The organism is Sporosarcina beigongshangi (assembly GCF_033485195.1).
Classification (GTDB): domain Bacteria; phylum Bacillota; class Bacilli; order Bacillales_A; family Planococcaceae; genus Sporosarcina; species Sporosarcina beigongshangi.
Window position 1 is genome coordinate 1 of record NZ_JAWLIR010000045.1, and the last position, 17,531, is coordinate 17,531.

16 protein-coding genes are annotated in these 17,531 nt (G+C 38.0%); 12 read left to right on the forward strand and 4 right to left on the reverse strand.

The genetic code is table 11. The features are described 5' to 3' along the window. Window positions 1–397 precede the first annotated feature (397 nt). From R2B77_RS15740 to R2B77_RS15775, 8 genes are all read left to right on the forward strand, one after another. Window positions 398–1,210: a YihY/virulence factor BrkB family protein gene (locus R2B77_RS15740; protein ID WP_203249033.1), complete on the forward strand. Its 813-nt coding sequence runs from the start codon at window positions 398–400 to the stop codon at window positions 1,208–1,210. Further along, window positions 1,207–1,878, forward strand: coding sequence for a response regulator transcription factor (locus R2B77_RS15745; RefSeq protein ID WP_322555749.1), 672 nt, complete (start codon window positions 1,207–1,209; stop codon window positions 1,876–1,878). The genes R2B77_RS15740 and R2B77_RS15745 overlap by 4 nt, the downstream gene beginning before the upstream one ends. Beyond that, window positions 1,875–3,254 (forward strand): sensor histidine kinase, encoded by a 1,380-nt coding sequence (locus R2B77_RS15750; protein ID WP_203249034.1) that lies wholly within the window; start codon window positions 1,875–1,877, stop codon window positions 3,252–3,254. The genes R2B77_RS15745 and R2B77_RS15750 overlap by 4 nt, the downstream gene beginning before the upstream one ends. Window positions 3,255–3,329: 75 nt before the next feature. After that, a complete protein-coding gene (locus R2B77_RS15755) occupies window positions 3,330–3,725 on the forward strand; it encodes a hypothetical protein (RefSeq protein WP_203249035.1) in 396 nt (131 codons plus the stop codon). A 349-nt stretch (window positions 3,726–4,074) separates the two neighbouring features. Further along, the gene (locus tag R2B77_RS15760) at window positions 4,075–4,632 is read left to right on the forward strand and encodes an NADPH-dependent FMN reductase (protein WP_203249036.1); all 558 of its coding nucleotides are present in this window, start codon (window positions 4,075–4,077) and stop codon (window positions 4,630–4,632) included. 102 nt (window positions 4,633–4,734) lie between these two features. After that, window positions 4,735–5,163 carry an Rrf2 family transcriptional regulator gene (locus R2B77_RS15765; RefSeq protein WP_203249037.1) on the forward strand — a complete coding sequence of 143 codons (429 nt, stop codon included), beginning with the start codon at window positions 4,735–4,737 and terminating at the stop codon, window positions 5,161–5,163. Window positions 5,164–5,293: 130 nt separating this feature from the next. Continuing rightward, window positions 5,294–5,935 (forward strand): NAD(P)-dependent oxidoreductase, encoded by a 642-nt coding sequence (locus R2B77_RS15770; RefSeq protein ID WP_203249038.1) that lies wholly within the window; start codon window positions 5,294–5,296, stop codon window positions 5,933–5,935. A gap of 5 nt (window positions 5,936–5,940) precedes the next feature. Continuing rightward, window positions 5,941–7,005: an LLM class flavin-dependent oxidoreductase gene (locus tag R2B77_RS15775; RefSeq protein WP_203249039.1), complete on the forward strand. Its 1,065-nt coding sequence runs from the start codon at window positions 5,941–5,943 to the stop codon at window positions 7,003–7,005. Window positions 7,006–7,140: 135 nt separating this feature from the next. Here the strand turns inward: R2B77_RS15775 and R2B77_RS15780 are convergent, their stop codons facing one another. The 3 genes from R2B77_RS15780 to R2B77_RS15790 form a co-directional block, all read right to left on the reverse strand. Continuing rightward, window positions 7,141–8,622 carry an MDR family MFS transporter gene (locus tag R2B77_RS15780; protein ID WP_203249040.1) on the reverse strand — a complete coding sequence of 494 codons (1,482 nt, stop codon included), beginning with the start codon at window positions 8,620–8,622 and terminating at the stop codon, window positions 7,141–7,143. A 181-nt stretch (window positions 8,623–8,803) separates the two neighbouring features. After that, window positions 8,804–9,244, reverse strand: a complete 441-nt coding sequence (locus tag R2B77_RS15785; protein WP_203249041.1) for a GNAT family N-acetyltransferase — start codon at window positions 9,242–9,244, stop codon at window positions 8,804–8,806. Window positions 9,245–9,478: 234 nt separating this feature from the next. Next, the gene (locus R2B77_RS15790; protein ID WP_322555752.1) at window positions 9,479–10,174 is read right to left on the reverse strand and encodes a type IA DNA topoisomerase; all 696 of its coding nucleotides are present in this window, start codon (window positions 10,172–10,174) and stop codon (window positions 9,479–9,481) included. 133 nt (window positions 10,175–10,307) lie between these two features. Between R2B77_RS15790 and R2B77_RS15795 the strand changes: the two genes are divergently transcribed. The 4 genes from R2B77_RS15795 to R2B77_RS15810 are packed head-to-tail and all read left to right on the forward strand — an operon-like array spanning window position 10,308 to window position 16,853. Then, window positions 10,308–11,657 carry a site-specific integrase gene (locus R2B77_RS15795; protein WP_203249043.1) on the forward strand — a complete coding sequence of 450 codons (1,350 nt, stop codon included), beginning with the start codon at window positions 10,308–10,310 and terminating at the stop codon, window positions 11,655–11,657. Continuing rightward, complete coding sequence (locus tag R2B77_RS15800; protein ID WP_203249044.1) at window positions 11,638–14,400, forward strand: hypothetical protein; 2,763 nt, start codon at window positions 11,638–11,640, stop codon at window positions 14,398–14,400. The genes R2B77_RS15795 and R2B77_RS15800 overlap by 20 nt, the downstream gene beginning before the upstream one ends. Next, window positions 14,393–16,144, forward strand: coding sequence for a site-specific integrase (locus tag R2B77_RS15805; RefSeq protein WP_203249045.1), 1,752 nt, complete (start codon window positions 14,393–14,395; stop codon window positions 16,142–16,144). The genes R2B77_RS15800 and R2B77_RS15805 overlap by 8 nt, the downstream gene beginning before the upstream one ends. Beyond that, window positions 16,134–16,853 carry a hypothetical protein gene (locus R2B77_RS15810; RefSeq protein WP_203249046.1) on the forward strand — a complete coding sequence of 240 codons (720 nt, stop codon included), beginning with the start codon at window positions 16,134–16,136 and terminating at the stop codon, window positions 16,851–16,853. Before R2B77_RS15805 ends, R2B77_RS15810 begins: the two co-directional genes overlap by 11 nt. 139 nt (window positions 16,854–16,992) lie before the next feature. On the opposite strand, the gene R2B77_RS15815 is transcribed toward R2B77_RS15810, so the two are convergent. After that, window positions 16,993–17,526, reverse strand: a complete 534-nt coding sequence (locus R2B77_RS15815; RefSeq protein ID WP_203249047.1) for a hypothetical protein — start codon at window positions 17,524–17,526, stop codon at window positions 16,993–16,995. Between the last annotated feature and the right edge of the window lie 5 nt (window positions 17,527–17,531).

Here is a 17,531-nt window from a genome sequence, read left to right on the forward strand (position 1 = left end):
TTGTCTAAAAATAAAAACCGAAGCGTTGAGAGCACGGATTTTAACACGGAAGTGAGGCTCGCGCGCTGATGGTAGTTGGGGTTTCCCGCTGCAAAATGAAAGGAAGCCTTTCGTTTCTGTGTGATTTACGCGCATTTTACGTAAATCAAAGCAAGAGTTTTCAGAACGTCGCCGAGCACATGGTCATTATCACTAGGTAATGACTTTTTTGCATTTAAAATAAATGGTTTTGTTGTCGATTGGAAAGCATTTGGCTATTATCATTTATTTTGAAATTATTGCGTACACCAGGTTAGCTAATTTCGATAAAAATAGCCCATAAAATTTCTTATCCTCTCCCATGGTTATCCCGTTGTCTCATTCCGAATAGGGTATATTGAAGTAGAGGGGTGAATGAATGAGGATTATTCGAAATGTTGTAAGTCGTTTTTTCATGGAACGTTTTTTTGATCAAGCAGCACAGACAGCATATTATCTTTTGTTGTCTATGTTTCCGTTTCTTATTTTTATCTTTTCCTTGCTTAGTTTATTTCCAGTGAATGAAGAAATGATTCTAATGTTTCTTAGACCCTTCACGCCGGATGAAGCATTCGTTATTATAGAGAAAAATGTCCGGATGGTTTTGAATAAAGGGCAAGGAAAAGTGTTGTATACGAGCCTAGCAGTGGCGTTTTGGATTTCTTCGATGGCGGTTCAGTCGTTAGCGCGTTCTCTGGATTTAGCAAACGGCTATGAGCGACGCTATGCATTTTGGAAGGTACTGTTGCGTGATTTAAGGGTGACGCTCGTCTTTATGCTCGTCATACCGCTGTCATTGTTCCTACCAATCATTGAAAAGGCATTGTACAGAGTTGTGACTTATTATGATACGATTGAACAGTGGCAGGGATGGTTATATATTTGGCCCAATGTGAAATGGGGGCTAGGGACACTGTTTTTGCTGTTGTTTTTCCTATTATTTTATATGGTTGTGCCAACGGGTAAAATGAAGTTGAAGGAAGTATTTCCTGGAGCTATTTTTTCTGCGCTCGGCTGGCAATTGTTTTCACTGGTATTTGGGGATTATGTATCGAATGTTGATTATACATTGTTGTACGGCCAATTGTCCGGGATTATTTTACTTGTTCTTTGGTTTTATTTGTCGGCCGTTATCATATTATTGTCGGGTTTGTTGAATGCAGAATGGCAAAAGAGGGGGAATAAAGCGTGAAAATACTTGTGGTGGATGATGATCCAAATATTTTGGAGTTGGTCAGTATTCAATTGATGCAAGCGGGGTATACAGTTTTGAAGGCGTCAGATGGTTTTGAAGCGCTAGAGCTGTTGGAGACGGACTTGCCAGATTTGGCGGTGGTAGATGTGATGATGCCGAGAATGGATGGTTACAGCCTAACAAAGAAGTTAAGAGGCGAGTCGGATATACCGGTTTTATTGCTGACGGCTAAGGGGGAGTTGGAGGATAAGGAGAAGGGCTTTCTTGCGGGGTCCGATGATTATGTGGTGAAACCTTTTGAGCCGAAGGAATTATTGTTTCGAGTAAATGCTATTTTACGTAGATATGACAAGGCAGTAGATGTATTTATTGAGGCAGGACCACTGAAGATCAATCGCCAGAGCTATGAGGTAGCAGTTGGCAAGAAGGTGCTACTTCCGCCGTTGAAGGAGTTTGAGTTGTTGTCGGTGTTAGCGTCAAGACCGAACCATGTGTTTGCGCGCGAGCTATTGCTGGAGCGGGTGTGGGGATATGATTATGAGGGGGATGAACAGACCTTAAGTGTGCATATAAAGCGATTGCGGGATAAGTTAGGCAAGCTGACGGAAGATGTGAAAATTTCAACGGTCCGGGGAGTTGGTTATAAGCTGGAGGTATCCTCGTGAGGTCGCTGTACGGTAAGTTCATCGCTATGACGGCTGCGATTATGGTGATCAGTGGCCTTATTGCATTTCTCGCGGTCAATACATATTATCACCAGTATTTGAAGGGACAGAACGATGAAAAAAATATGACCATTGCAAAGAGCGTTGCATCTTTTATCCAATCGAATGAGGGGCTGGATCTTGGAGACTATTTAACAACGCAGTCTGCGGTGGGGTATAAATTGTATGTTGTGAATGAAAGACGAGAGGTGATGCAGTATGGCGAACCATTTCGTGTTGAAAATTTAGCGGAAAAAGCGATAGATCAGGTGTTGAATGGGGACGTCTATCACGGAATGAGGGATCTCCCAAGTGAAACGTTTGTGACGGGATTTTTCTCGAACGAGTCGGCGAATACGGTAGGGGTGCCGTTTGACTATAAGGGACAAGCCTATGCTCTTTTTCTACGACCAGATATTAAGATGCTTTTCACAGAAGTACATTATATCCTTGGAGGTATGGTGCTGGTCATGGCGGGGATTAGTTTGTTGTCGATGTTACTAGTGGCGAAGAAATTGATCGATCCGATTACTGCATTGACCGCTGCGACGAGAAAGGTTGGTGAAGAGCAGTTTACGGGTACGCTTTCTATTCATCGAAGAGATGAGATTGGCCAGCTGGCGAACAGTTTTCAGCAAATGACAGAGAAGCTAAGTGAAAATGATCGGATACGAAAAGAGTTCATCAGTGATGTGTCGCATGATTTTCAGTCGCCGCTGCTCAATATTAAAGGCTATGCACAGCTGTTATTGGATGATCAGTTGTCGGAGGAATCAAGAAAAAGTTATGCGAGTGTTATTCAATCTGAAACGGAACGCTTGTCTTCATTGACGAAGCAACTGTTGCTGTTGACTTCGTTAGATCAGTTATCGTCTCCATTGGAAATGAAGACCTTTGCTTTGGATGAACAGCTCAGGGAGACAGTCCGGAAGTATAGATGGTTGCTGGAAGAGAAGGAAATGTCATTGTCGATGGATATCGATGAGGTTCGCTATACGGGTGATCCGGCATTTCTTGAGAAAGTATGGGAGAACCTCGTACTGAATGCGCTGAAGTATACAGAATTGGGTGGAGCCGTTGATATTTTATTAACAGAAGGAGACAACGATATTACGGTCACGATTCGTGATACGGGTATCGGGATTAGCGAAGAGTCGATTCAACGGATATTTGACCGCTTTTACCGGGCGGATGATTCAAGAACGCAGGAAACGGGTGGGACTGGACTGGGGTTGTCGATTGTCCAACAAGTTGTGAAGCTACATGGTGGAACTGTTGATGTTGTCAGCCGTATAGGGGAAGGCACGAGTTTCACGGTGCGATTGCCAAAGTTGTAATGTCCTGTTCATCTTCCGTTCATGTTGAGGATTTACAATAGGGATATAACATAAATAGCACTGGAGGAATTATAGATGCAGGAAAAGTGGAGTTTACGATTGATACGTGTCGCAGCAATTTTTGGTTTGATCGGGACGGTTCTGGGATCGCATATGGCGGGAGCAGGATCATACGCATTTCGTCCGATTCACGCACATATTTTATTAGTCGGTTGGTTGTCGTTATTTGCTTGGGGTGTTTTTTATAAGATTTACAAAGTACGGGCGAAAAAATTGGTTACACTTCATGGTTGGACGGGAATTATTGGAGCAATCGGTTTGACGACAGGTATGTGGCTGCAATTTATGAAGCCGTTTAATGTCAATGAAACCCTAGCGCTCATCTTCTACATTGTAGGTGGAACTGTTTTACTGGTCAGCTTTGCATTGTTTGCAGTCATTACGTTTATGACGGAGAAAAAAGGTTCATAATGAGGCCCTCCCACACTAAGATGGGAGGGTATTTTTTCGTTAAGACTCGAGCACTCAGAGTTCTTACTCTTTTGAAGTCCATAAAATGCCTAGCCGGCAACACCCAATCATTGGGCGTAAAGTAACTAGTATTTGTTGCGAGATGAAAATCAAAGCTACTCTCTTGACAACTTTTTGTTACAGATATATAGTTTGTTACGTAAAGTAAGTTAGTGAAAAGGAGGATGGGAGTGATAACACTAGTGAAATACGTGTTGTCATTTGAAATAGTAAATAAATCGTATGGGTGGTAATTAAAGTGGGCTTTTTAGACAAACTATTGGGTAGATCTACTAAGGAGGAAAAAACAATGACAAATGAAAAACTGAAAATCGGTATTGTTCAAGGTAGTGTACGTGTAGGACGAAATGGTGATGCTGTAGCAAAATGGATGTACGATTTTGCACAAAAGCGCAACGATGCAGAGTATGAAATTGTAGATCTTGCCAACTATAATCTTCCATTCTTAGGTTCAGCAAATGCTCAACCAGATGCTGAAGCGCAAATCAAAGCTTGGTCAGAAAAAATGGCCTCTTTCGACGGCTATGTTTTCATCACACCTGAATATAACCACGCAATTGGTGGAGCTCTAAAAAATGCACTAGACTTCTTGAATCCAGAATTGAACAATAAAGCAGCTGGCTTCGTTGGATATGGTAGCTTGGGCGGGACACGCGCACATGAAAACCTACGTCTTATCTTAGGTGAGCTACAAGTTGCTGATGTGCGTACAGCAGTTACATTTTCACTGATGTCTGATTTTGAAAACATGAGCGTATTCAAACCTGCTGATTATCACGCAGACAACGCAAACGCTATGCTTGACCAAGTTCTTGCTTGGAGCGGTGCATTAAAAACTGTACGATAAAATAAGTGATTTTGTACGCTTTATGAGTGTGCATAGTATTACTAATTAGTTGACAAATCACCTCCGATGTAACTATAATTGTTACATCGGAGGTGATTGACTATGAAAATTAGCAGTCGATTTACAGTTGCAGTTCATATTCTATCGCTCATTGCAATTGAACGCAGTGAACTTTGCACTTCGGAATGGATTGCCGAAAGTGTGAATACAAATCCTGTCGTAATCCGTAGAGTGATTGGAAAACTACGTGACGCAGAATTGGTTCAAGTGTGCCGAGGTCTTGGAGGCGCTACGCTTCAAAAGCCGTTAGATCAAATTACCTTGCTCGATGTATATAGGGCTGTTGATGTGGTCGAAGAAGGTGAGTTATTCCAAATGCATGAAAAACCAAATCCAAATTGCCCGGTTGGTGCCAATATTGGGGCAGTTCTTGAGCTGATTTTATTACGAGCCCAAGAAGCGATGGAGTCTGTTTTACGAGAAATTACGATGGACGAATTAGTGAAGGTACTAGCACAGAAAATTGGTTAGTTCATTCAATTTTTTGGTACTTGTTGTAACTGTAACTGTTACAATTACAACGGTGTGAATAGTTGTGCATAGCAACGGATAAAAAGAGTACATTATGTAATGTACAATAAATGAATTGGAGGAATTAACTATGAAAATTGGTATTATCGGTGCGACAGGAAAAGCTGGAAGCCTTATTGCAAAGGAAGCTAGTGAACGTGGACATGAAGTGACGGCGATTGTTCGCAATGCAGCGAAACTGGCTGCAGAAAAAGTGGCGGTACTTGAAAAAGACGTATTCAGTTTGAAAGCCGAAGATCTTCAATCATTTGATGTTGTTATCAATGCTTTTGGTGCACCAGCAGGTCAAGAACATCTTCATGTTGACGCGGGGAAAGTTTTGATTGAAGCTGTTAAGGGCTCATCTGACACAAGATTGATTGTTGTTGGCGGTGCAGGAAGCCTATTCGTGGATGAAGCTAAAACAGTTCGTTTGGTAGATACTCCTGAGTTTCCTAAAGAATATTTTCCGACTGCTTCCAATCAAGGAAAGAACCTAGAAGATCTACAAAATGAAACGGATATTAAATGGACATTTATCAGCCCAGCAGCATTTTTCAACCCAGAAGGCAAAAGAACAGGCTCTTATCAAAAAGGAAAAGATAATTTTATCGTGAATGCAAAAGGCGATAGCTACGTTAGTTATGCTGATTTTGCAATCGCTGTTCTAGATGAAATCGAAAATCCTCAACATATAAACGAGCGTTTTACACTTGTTTCAGAAGCGGAGTAAATACAATGCAAATAACAGAAAAGAAACCTGGAATTGAAATAGGTATTTATACGCTTGGGGATCTCGGTCCAGATCCTCAAACAGGAAAAACAATTAGCATTCAGCAGCGCCTGCAAGAGGTGTTGGCTGCTGGCAAGCTAGCAGATGAAGCGGGACTGGATATCTTTGGGGTCGGCGAACATCATCGTTTGGACTACGCGGTGTCGTCTCCGGCTGTTACGCTCGCTGCAGTGGCACAACATACGAAGCAAATCAAATTAACGAGTGCAACGACTGTGTTAAGTACAATCGATCCTGTCCGTCTTTTCGAAGACTTTGCGACACTTGATTTACTGTCAAATGGTCGTGCGGAAATCATTGCAGGCCGTGGTGCATTTGTAGAATCGTTCCCATTATTTGGCTATGATTTAAACGATTATAATGAACTGTTCGAGGAGAATATGCAGTTGCTTCAACAGTTAAATGCTAGTGAAATCGTCAATTGGCAAGGCACTTTCCGTTCTTCATTACAAAATGCCATGATTGCACCTCGTCCAGCACAAGAGAAATTACCACTTTGGATTGGTGTAGGCGGAACACCGGAAAGTGCAGCGCGTGCTGGAAGACTTGGAACAGGAATGGCTCTTGCTATTCTTGGTGGCGATCCAAAACGTTTCAAGCCCCTTGTCGATTTATATCGCCAAGCTGGATTAGAAGCTGGGCATGCCAATGATGCGTTAAAAGTAGCAGTGACAGGACATACATTTATAGCAAAAACCTCACAACAGGCAAAAGACGAATTTTACCCGTATTATGCAGGTTATTGGGAATATGTAAACAAACAGCGCGGAATGGGCACGAAGATATCTGTTTCCGATTTCGAACGTATGGCCAGCCCTGAAACCGGCTTATTTGTGGGAAGTCCTCAACAAATTATTGAGAAAATTCTCCAGCAACATGAACTATTTGGCCACCAACGGTTTATGGCACAGATGGATATCGGAGGTTTACCATTTTCCAAGGTTGCAGAAGGTATTGAAATGCTGGCGACAGAAGTGGCACCGGTTGTTCGACGGGAAACCGCGAAGTGAATGTTATTCATTCAGTAGTTTATAAAAGAATGGGCTTTAACGGCAACATCTATGAGAATTTTTCAGAATAAATAAATCGTTAAAAACGTCTTTCCCTCTCGTATGTGGGAAAGACGTTTGCTATTTTATCGGCTATTATTCCTCTTGGGGTAGTTCATCCGCTTCACTCGGCTTCGCACGATAAACGATAAATGCCAAAAGAACAGCTACGAGAGACATGGCAAAAGCGATGAAATAAACAAGTTCAACGCCAGCTACCATTGCGCCACTTATTGTAGCAGGGTCATCCGGTGTATCGGCTTGTTGTAAAAATTTAAGTTGCCTAGCGTTCATAATACTAATAAAAACAGATACACCAATCGCTCCTGCCACAGGCTGTAAGGTCGACATAACGGCGGTGCCATGTGGGTAGAGGCGTTTTGGCAACTGATTCAAGCCGTTCGTTTCGGCAGGCATCATGATTGCTGAAACAGTTAGCATGAGTAAAATATACCCAAGGATGACAACCCATAAAGCCGTTTCAGTCGTCAACCTGCTCATCATAAACATCGTTCCACTTAATACAAGTGATGCTGGAATCATCAAAACCCTAGGGCCAAATTTATCGAAAAGATGCCCCATGAATGGTGACATAATACCATTCAAAATACTCCCTGGTAAAAGCACCAGACCTGCTGTAGCTGCACTTAAAGCTAAAGGACCTTGCATATAAATCGGCAAAATAATCTCTGAAGCGAACATCGCCATAATGATAATTAAAAACATCAAAACGGCATGTGTAAACATCGGGTATTTAAAAACGCGTAAATCCATGACAGGTTCTTCAAGTCGTAATTGTCTAATGACGAATAACACAATCCCAATAACTCCAGCAATAATCGCAATTAAAACAGTCTGATCTAAAAATCCATCTGGGCTTGCTCCGACAGAACTAAAACCATAAACGAGAGATCCAAAGCCAATGGTAGAGAAAATAATGGAGATAACGTCAATCTTCGGTTTCGTTACTTCTGACACATTAATCAAATATTTAGAAGCGAATACAATGGAGAATATAGCAAACGGAATGACAAGAATAAACAAATAGCGCCATCCTAAGTATTCGACAATTACACCAGAAAGCGTTGGTCCAATTGCAGGTGCAAACATGATGACTAGACCTATTATGCCCATGATTTTCCCACGCTTGTGGGGTGGATAAATAAGTAAAAATACATTGAAAATGATTGGCATGAGTAAGCCTGTTCCAACTGCTTGAATTAATCGACCAACTAATAAAACCACAAACGTTGGTGCACTCGCACTGATGATGGTCCCGAGGGTGAAAACAATCATCGTGCTTAAAAATAATTGGCGTGTCGTATACCATTGGAGTAACAGTGCAGATATAGGGATTACAATGGCCATGACAAGCATGAAGCCCGTTGCCATCCATTGCACAGTTGGTAATGTGATCGAAAACTCTTCCATCAAGGTGACAAGCGCAATATTTAACAGCGTTTCATTTAAAATCGCGAAAAAAGCCCCAATAATGAGGGAGAGCATAATCGGCATAACCTTGGCATTCGGGTTCTCCGACAAATACTCGTATTTCTTTGGTTCTGGATTATCTTTCATATGCAAAAAACTCCTTCTGTCTATAGCATTTTCTAATCATACACTAAAAATACGGGAACAAGAAAGGGGATGTTTGTTAAATTTTAGAAAAGTGAAAGGTCACGAGGACGTGTCAATTTTAGTGCGCGTCAAAGGTCCCGGCAATTCATAACCTCGAATTGTGTCGGGACCTTGAAAGGCCTTATTTAGTAGCTAATTCCTTCGTCATCACAACATGGGGAATACCGGCTTCCATGAATGAACTGGATGAAGTCTGATAGCCAAGTTTTTTATAAAAGCCTTCTGCATGTGTTTGTCCATTCAATTTAACTCGGGATAGCCCCCTTTCTTCAGCAATTTCTTCTAATGTCCCTATGATTACTTTACCTAGTCCAAATTTCCGGTAAGGCTCCAAAATACAAATTCTCTCCAATTTACCGAAGCCATCCACCCATCTTACTCGTCCAGTTCCGACAGGTTGTTCATTATAATAGACTAAAATGTGTTCAGAAAGCTCATCCAGTGTGTCGAACTCGTCAAACTCCTCATCTAAAGGGACGTTTTGTTCTTTGACGAATACTTCTTTTCTAATATGAAAGGCTATTTTTAAGTCGTCTTCTAACGTTATTTTTTTAGAATCCAATGTGCTTCAGTCCTTTTTTAGATTTATTTTGTTAGGCAAGTCATCTATTAAGTTATCGCAGCTTACACAAAGAACCTTACCAATAACGCTTGGCGCTTGGGGATGACTCCCGCAATAAGCCTGACAGAAGATCGCCGTCAGTCTTATTGCTTCGTCTACCCCTGTAAGGCGCCTTCTCTGATGATTAGGTAAAATCATAAGTTCGACATATATAGTTAAGTCTTTCTTTAGGATTTACTGAGAAAACTCCAAATTGATCTTCCCATCCACAAGTGCAAGCCGTGCATCAAACTTATTCCCCGTATTGGCCGTAAAGCCCTTAATCACATTGGTTTTCCCCTTCGTACACAGAAGCTTAACCTGACTAGGCGTCAGCTTCTTCTTCAAAAATACCCCAGGGAATGTTTGCTTACAGCCACTTTTATAAGCACTGCAACCGTAAAATTCTTTGCGTGCAATGATCATGCCTTCTTTACAAGCGGGGCATGGTGCGACTTCGACTTGTTTGTAGGAAGTTCGTGAAGCCGTTTTGCTGACAACATTAGCTGCTAGTTTTGCATCAATTGGCTTGGCGTTTAGCTGACCTGGTACTTCCTCCAATAAGCTATTGATGAACTTCGCAATGCTGCCAAGAAAGCGTTCTTGCGTCCCTTCGCCATTGCCGATTTTACGTAAATAAGTCTCCCATTTGGCGGTCATCGATGGACTTGCCAGTAGATTACCTTCAATGGCCTGACATAGAATACGCCCTTTATCCGTAATCGAAACGATGTTTTTCGTCACGTTGATATAGCCATGACGCTTGATTGTTTCGATGATGCCACTGCGAGTTGCTTCCGTTCCAAGCCCCTCTACTTCTTTTAGGATTTCCGTCTCGTTTTTATCCTCAACGAGCTTTCCAGCATTATAGGTACGCTTATGGGTTATTATTCATTTATATTATAAAGACACAGTGAAATCAAGGGGTTTCGACACTTGATTTTGCCCATTTAGAATAAATATGGCTTAATATAGGTAGGTAATATTTTTTATATAATACCAAACCGAAAAGGAGGTAGGCTATATGGAAAATCTTATTAACTTTAAATTTGTCGTCAAGGAAAATGAGATAGAAGAATTTATTGATAGTAAAGTTGTAAAGAAAAGGGTTGTTAATATTGGGTTATATAACAAGATTAAAAAAGTAGCCATTCCACATCCCCTTACAGACTTTATTCGTCGTAGGTATGAGTATCAGGGCAGTAGTATCAATACCGTGAAAGCCCCTGCTTATGTTTTATGCCGTTTCTTAAATTATATAATTGACCGTATTAGTGCAGGAGATGAGGACTTTAATCAGTTAGTTCACGAAGGAATAAGTGGATTAAAATTAATACATGGTAGCCGGTATATTACTCATTTAACTAATACGGGTTTAAAAAGAAGTACGGTTTTTTATTATGAAAACTATATAAAGGAATTTTATCTGTTCTTAAAAGAACAATCTTTGTTAAACGATGATATTGACTTTAAGTCTTATCAAGATGAGAAAGGGAATTGGCTGAACCATTCTCCTTTTAGATCATCATCTTTAGGAACAAAGTATCCATCTAGAACACATAATAACAATAAGTTTATGAAACTTAAAGACTTCGGACCTAATAGAAATAAACTGATTATCGAATTCTTAGAGGAAGCCAAAGAAACGGCTCCAGAAATAGCTTTTGCTCTATGCTTACAATTTTTCGGGGGACTTAGACGTGGAGAAGTGGTAAATATTACACGTGCTGACCTAAGTGTTAAATTTAGAAAATCACTATCTGTACAAATAAGAGATAATCGTTCAACTCTCTTTACTCACCTAAAAGATACTAGCGCCGAGAGCCCTAAACGATTAAATTACTTAGAAACACATTTAGCTAAACAAATGATATTAGATAGTGATGTACTATGGGATTACTATGAGTCGCACATGAAAGACTTGGATATAAAATTGAAAAGTGGCTTTTTAAAAAATCCGATGATCTTGTTTTACGATAAAAATGGTATGGCTATATCCGGGAGAGTCTATGATAAAAGGTTTAGAAAGGTTAAAAAATCATTTTTAACCAAATTAGCTACATCGGCTGGAAGGGAAGACGACTATATGCTTTTAAAAGATTCTTACTGGTCTACACATATAGGTAGGGGTATTTTTACGAGTTTTCTATTGGATATGGATTTAAGCGTTTTACAGATTGCCATCGCAAGAGGTGATACTAGTATTGAATCTGTTTTAGATTATGTTGATGCCAAAACAACAATACATTATATCGAGGGGCTTCAGAATGAGTTGCATAATGTTCCAAAAGAAGAATTTGGGTCCATAGATCAAACAGTATACAAAACCAAATGGTTAAATGGGGTGGCCACAAGTGTCCGAAAAACTCGTTAGCTTTCATCAAATATACAATAAGCCCATATATGCACATGTCAAAACTTCACCCAATAAATTAGGAAGACTAGGAAGAGATGGTCTTATAGAAGTAGTTACCGATTCAAACGGAACTAACAAGGTCGTCTTAAGCTCACTTGAAAAATATGTACAAGAGGAAGAAAAACTCTTTGAACAATGTTTCACCCTTGGACAAGCAGTCCAAAAACTAATTAGTCATAAATATAGGTTCAAAGGTGAATTTAGGTTAGCAACGTATAGAAAGAATATTCTTAGTCTAATGAATCTCGGGATTTTAAAATCCATAACATTTGTAAATGAAACTTATGTTACAAAAGAATCGGTTAATCAATTTCTAGTAGATTATATTAGCCACGAAGAAGCACTTGAAAAGTTAAATGCGAAAAACGTTATTTTTTGGAGAATTCTTAAGAGAAATAATGTGAAAAACATTTACCTATCACATTATCATATTTTCCATCCAAGAAAGATAGTTGAGTCTTTGATTGAAGAATATAATCAAAACGTCTTGCCTGATAATACTGTAGGTATAGGAACACTCATCAAAGGAAAAGTTTACAACACAGATAAATACTATTCATCTAGTGAAGCAAAGAGCCTTTTGAATTTAACTACACCCCAGTGGAAAATTATGAGAAGGGAAGAAGGTTTAACTGACACCATTTTAGGTGGTATTCGTCATTACCTAAAAGAATCTATTGATCAGTTAAAGGTCCGGCAGCAGAAATTGAAAGACGAATACTATATCTCAGATGAGGTACAGGAACTATTAAAACTTCAATATCATAGTTTACATTCAAAACTTATTGATGCAAGAAAGAAAGTGCCAACTGTTTTTCGTGGTGTGCATCCACTAAAAAGAATGTCATACATCTATCCTAAATCAATTGTTAATGAAATTGTTCAGGAAAATGAACTTAGAGAGGTTGTTACTTCACTTTCAGACAATATAGATGCATATGAATACGTGCTTAAAAGTTTAGAAATTGATTTTCATAATAACGATTCAGTTACCTGCAAAGGGTGGCAAGAATATGTACACCGCGCTTTACGAAATACTAATGAAAGCGTTGAGACTATTCATTACACAGTATTTAGATATGCCAAGTGTACGGGAATACTAATTGATTTTCTTGCAGACAAAGAGATATATGAATTGACTTCCAATCGTATTAATCTTGCATTATTCAATGAAAATATTCCGTTGCTGTACCAGAAAGTGTTTTATAGTTTCATTAATTCGATTTATAATAAACTTATTGAAAAGAATAAAAGGAAACTATTTAAATTGGAACGTATCATAAATCCATACCAAAAAGAAATTATCCCTAAAGATAAAACCATTTATAATTACGAGGATTATAAATCATTATTTAATTTTGCCACCAACTTACCTTTACATAAAAGAAAGGCTATTGAAGATGTAAAAAAACAAATGAATCAAAAGTTTATTACTCAAAATGCTTCATACAAAATAAAGAAACAAAGGACTTACAACTATGACTCTTCTTGGCTTTATGTGCTTGTACATCTTAACAATGCTTGGCGACATAAAGATGTTGTTAGATTTCCAAAGATTGATCTAAACGAGATTTCCGTTCCAAATATTAATTTGGAGTGGTTAGAACAAAACGATTTAAGCTACGAAGATGCTCGCCGGATCATTCGTCAAGTAATGCGTAAAGATTTAAGAACAACCAAAACGAATGCTACTAACCGATTTTTTTGTTCGGAAGATGTGACCCTTTCTTTAGCAACCGCAGCAGTTATTTGTGAGTTACGTAGGGCTACTATTACACCAAATTATGACTATCTGATAAGTTTTAAATCGATAAGAAACGAGTTTTCGTCAAGATGTAAGTTGATATTTTTCAAGGATTTTAATGAGGAATTCATATTTGAAAACAGGAAAATGAATCGTTCTTTATTGTCCTATATATATCACTTACTCGTAAAAAAAGGACATGCACAGGCCGCACTAGAAGTAGCTCAGCGTTTACGTGCACACTTTGATTTTGAAACTACTAATATTTATATTTATATTCCCGAAGAAGAGTTAAATAATTTAACACACCAATTATTCGTTAGGGAACATTTTGGGTACATCCCGGATCTGTTTGCTGAGGTCCTATTTGGAAATGAAAATGATCGTGAAAAAAGAACTGAAGAGATAGTAGCTGTTAAAGAAATGTTTGGGGATGTTTACAATATTGAATCTACTGCTGGGTTCTTAAATACAATACAAGCAGAAAAGAAAAAGGTTTCCGACATGATTTTAAGCATGGGATTTGAAGAAGCAGCTGATTATATGTTTAAGTTGGATACACAGTTGTTACCTAGTAAAGAAGACCATGTGCAGTGCCTTATAGGTATAGAGAATTGCACCAAACATAATATTGCATGCAGAAATTGCTCAATGTCAGTCCCTAACTTTTACGCCCTCTCTTCCCTTGCTGAAAGTTTGACTAATAGGATTCAACAACTTACAAGTCTAGAAAAACAGGGGTACGAAGCTGAAAAGACAAAAATAGCCAATATTTTTTCCGTTGAAATGGATCAGTGGAAAAGAGCTACTGAAAAGTTTGGTAAAGATGTAATTTATCAATTTATAGAGGGTGGAAGTCAAGCACTTAAAGAGAAAATGGAGAAAATTTCTGTTGTTGAGTTAAATAAATACAGGACTTCTAATATTGAGAAAAGCGAGGTACGAATGGATGAATAGTGAAGCAACTAGCCTATACTCACCAATTTCTGAAGAACTTGAATCACTTTCCGATACGACATTTTTAACCGCTGAGAGCATAAAAGAGGCCGTAAAAATACTTGAAAATGAACCCCTGCATTATCTGGGTGATTTCGATGATGATGAGTGGATATTTTACAAAGACAATTTAAATACTGGCTTGAAGAGAAAACTTAAATTTGAAGAATTGAAATCATATGAATACGTGAATCATCTTCCAAAAAACTTCCGAATAATTGTAAAGTGCTGGGTAGCTGACTTGATTTCGAAATACCATGTTACTACAGTTGCTGGATATTATTCGAAAATACTAAGAGCTTTAGAGTATACCAATGGATTTGATCGAGAAAAAGAAGACGAATTTGTATTGTGGTTTACATCAACAGAAACTATTTCAAACAAGGATAAACAATATACAATTTATGTGATATTGAATTTCTTAGATTACGCTGATATTGAAGCCGGAGAGGTCTATATAAAACCACTCCTTAATTTAAAAAGAAAAATTGTAAGGAAAAAAGCTAATCGTACTTTACCTCCTTCCAAGGATATATTGACCTTTTCGCAAAGTATTGATATTTATTATCAAGAAATCAAATCCAGTAACAATAGTGCCACGGAATGGATTAATGAAAAATTATTATACTTTCCAATCATAATTTGGTGGAAAATAACAACAATTGTTCCTTTACGACCTTCTGAATTTTGTGCGATAAAAAGGGAGTGTCTTTCCGAAGGAGAAGGAAACTATTATTTACATTTACCAAGGCATAAATATTCAAAAAAGCATCCAAATGTAGTCGATAAAGTACGAATTGATCAAGTTGCCTTTGAGCTAATTTCAACTTACATTGCTGAAACCGATAAATTTGGGACTAGCGATACTCTTATCTCTTACAATTCAATCTTAAAGACGAGCTCAGATTTTATTCGTAACATAAGAGAAACACAGAAAATAAATGTTAATGTTTTTAACATCGGACAATTGTACATTTTGATTCAGAGCTTTTATGAAAAAATTGTACAACAAAAGTACGGGTTTTATATACCTCGGAAAAACCAGCTCTGGCCGAATGACACAAGGCACCTAGCCATATTTTCGTTAATGATGCAAGGGGTATCACCTATTGAAATTGCCAGGTTAGCAAACCATAAAACCATTTCAATGCAATTGAATTACGCTCATCATACTGAATACTGGATAGATTCGGAAGTCTTTGCGCTACTACAAAAGTTTAAGTTTGCACAATCCTCTCAATCGAACTCGGAAGTAAGTTCTTCAAAAAACAAAAAAAAGAAAGGAGCCTTGAAAGCTTCTTTGGATTTAGCTCCTCATATTCCGAATGACATATTGCTTAAAGCTTTTAGACCCCCTACTACGCAGGATTGTAAAAAACCTTTAAAAGATCTAGGGTATTGTTCAGATGAACAGCAGCGTTGTGAAACCGAGGATTGTATTTTTTGTAGTCACTGGAGAATTACTCCTGAAGAATTGGCTGAAAAGTCTAATGTTATTAAAGGTAAGCTAGCTAACAGCAAAAGAAACATCAATGAATTGATTACTTTCATGAAAAATTTGCATTCGATTATGCTGTCTGACGAATTTTCTAGGGTGAATCCAACAAATTTTAACAAGCTGAAGTCTATTTCCTTTCAAATTAAAGACAGCGTGAAAGAAATTGCAGAACTTAAAATACTAGGGGGTCAAAATGATGGCCAATAAAGCTGGGCGTAAAACAAAGTTGACTGAAAAAGAGGTTAACCACCTGATTTATTTATTTAAAACAGAGAAACAAATAAATGGCAAAATTAAATATGGTGATATGCATCAATTCAACAATGAAGTAGTTCAACAGGGCCGTTTCCCTACCTCAGCTGGAGAAGACTTTTGGAGAAAGAAAAATCGGCTAGGAAGAATGGTGATCGATAAAGCGAATAGTGTCTTTACTTCTAAAGTGTCTACTTCGGAAGTTCCGAACGACAATATTCCAAACCTTTCTGATATCATTAATAAACATTATGATGATAAAGAAGCTTTGATTAAGGAATTAATTGTGATTGAACGGAAATTCTATAAAAATATTGAACAGAGAAAAACCTTAGAACTAAAACTCGCAGAAAGTGAGAGGAAAGTTCAAGAATATAAAAGCAAACTTTCTGAATCAGAAAATCAGTCTGAATACCTCCAAGATCTTTTATTTAAAATGTTAAGGTATAGTTCAAACAAAGAGGTCCCCCTAGTTAATCATTTAGATACAGGTCAAAAACAGACAAGTATTGTCAAAGGGGCTTTAGAAAATATTTTTAGTAATCCCTCAGATTTTTATAATTGGTATGAAACGAATTTAGAAGCATCCGGAAAAATAAAGGATAACGTGATTCCTTTAAAAAGTAAAAAAACTATAGCAGATGAATTTTCGGATATCTTTTGATGTGAATATTCGAAGAAACTATCCCCAAAGCCCTTTAAATGAAAAAGTCCAGGAAGGAAAATAAGAATTTTTCTCCTGGACCAATGTGATATTGATCTTTTCGAGCCCCCTCCCCCACCCAATTAAGAAATATAATGGTCTAAGCTTTAGTATTTTCGTGTTCCTCAAGTACTCTTTTTCCAGAAATCAAGACTTTTTCATAGATTGGATTAGTGATTAACTTATTTATCAATTCTAGTTTTCCAAGACTTATATAGGTTTTTTTAAAATTCAAGTTTTCATTTTTTTTATAAACTTTGTCAATGAGATCACAAAATTCAAGAACGACGTCTATAAATGTTTTATCTGCAACAGCGTTTTGGGAATCAAAATAATCGCTATTGCTATTGAATGACCTATCTTTAGATTTTAAATCCAAGTTTGTATCAATCACTTTCTTCAAATAGTAATAAAAGGAATCCAAATCTTTGCATTTTTTTAAAGAAGTGATTGTATAGGCGCTAAATTCGGATGTATCAAATCTATAAAGCGAAGTGTAATAAATGTATAAGTCTTCAATTTCAGATAGGGTCTTCTTAGTTATCACTGCTTTAATGCTTTCACTAGCTGTGAAATATTCCTTTAGCTGACTAGGTAGTTTCGAACTGTTTGCAAACGTTTCTATTTCACTCATGTTTT

Bases quoted from the DNA above. Each gene is read 5' to 3' on its own strand.
- R2B77_RS15770 (WP_203249038.1), top strand. From the start codon at position 5,294: ATGAAAATTGGTATTATCGGTGCGACAGGAAAAGCTGGAAGCCTTATT.
- R2B77_RS15815 (WP_203249047.1), bottom strand. From the start codon at position 17,526: ATGAGTGAAATAGAAACGTTTGCAAACAGTTCGAAACTACCTAGTCAG.
- R2B77_RS15740 (WP_203249033.1), top strand. From the start codon at position 398: ATGAGGATTATTCGAAATGTTGTAAGTCGTTTTTTCATGGAACGTTTT.
- R2B77_RS15805 (WP_203249045.1), top strand. From the start codon at position 14,393: ATGAATAGTGAAGCAACTAGCCTATACTCACCAATTTCTGAAGAACTT.
- R2B77_RS15780 (WP_203249040.1), bottom strand. From the start codon at position 8,622: ATGAAAGATAATCCAGAACCAAAGAAATACGAGTATTTGTCGGAGAAC.
- R2B77_RS15810 (WP_203249046.1), top strand. From the start codon at position 16,134: ATGGCCAATAAAGCTGGGCGTAAAACAAAGTTGACTGAAAAAGAGGTT.
- R2B77_RS15765 (WP_203249037.1), top strand. From the start codon at position 4,735: ATGAAAATTAGCAGTCGATTTACAGTTGCAGTTCATATTCTATCGCTC.
- R2B77_RS15760 (WP_203249036.1), top strand. From the start codon at position 4,075: ATGACAAATGAAAAACTGAAAATCGGTATTGTTCAAGGTAGTGTACGT.
- R2B77_RS15775 (WP_203249039.1), top strand. From the start codon at position 5,941: ATGCAAATAACAGAAAAGAAACCTGGAATTGAAATAGGTATTTATACG.
- R2B77_RS15755 (WP_203249035.1), top strand. From the start codon at position 3,330: ATGCAGGAAAAGTGGAGTTTACGATTGATACGTGTCGCAGCAATTTTT.
- R2B77_RS15795 (WP_203249043.1), top strand. From the start codon at position 10,308: ATGGAAAATCTTATTAACTTTAAATTTGTCGTCAAGGAAAATGAGATA.